The sequence below is a fragment of the Streptomyces mayteni genome (genome assembly GCF_054783955.1).
In genome coordinates, this window is the sequence record NZ_BAAGPR010000314.1 from 1 (window position 1) to 520 (window position 520).

The 520-nt window shown below is 60.2% G+C and carries 1 protein-coding gene; it reads left to right on the forward strand.

Going from position 1 to position 520, the window contains the following annotated elements; genetic code table 11:
• A partial coding sequence (locus tag ACYVPE_RS40035) for an IMP dehydrogenase (RefSeq protein ID WP_461038759.1) occupies positions 1-520 on the forward strand: 520 nt, incomplete at both ends.

Consider the following 520-nt stretch of genomic DNA (forward strand, 5'->3'; position numbering starts at 1 on the left):
CGCGCCGGTAGGGACAACGCTGCAGGAAGCGGAAGTGATTCTGCAGAAGCACAAGATCGAGAAGCTGCCGCTGGTCACGGAATTGAACGAGCTGAAAGGTCTCATTACGATTAAAGATATCGAAAAGGCCATTCAATTTCCGAGAGCCGCAAAAGACAGCCAAGGTCGCCTCGTATGCGGCGCGGCTGTGGGCGTGTCCAAAGATGTCATGGAACGGGCCGCGGCGCTCGTCGAAGCCGGCGTAGACGCGCTTGTCGTAGACTCGGCGCACGGCCACCACAAGAACGTGGTCGAGACCGTCCGCAAGCTTCGCGCGGCGTATCCGGATCTGACGATTATCGCAGGCAATGTCGCGACGGCGGAAGGCACGCGCGACCTGATCGAAGCAGGGGCTTCCGTCATCAAGGTCGGCATGGGACCGGGATCGATCTGTACGACCCGCGTTATCGCCGGTATCGGGGTGCCGCAAGTGACGGCGATCTACGATTGCGCGACGGTCGCCCGTCAATATAACATCCCG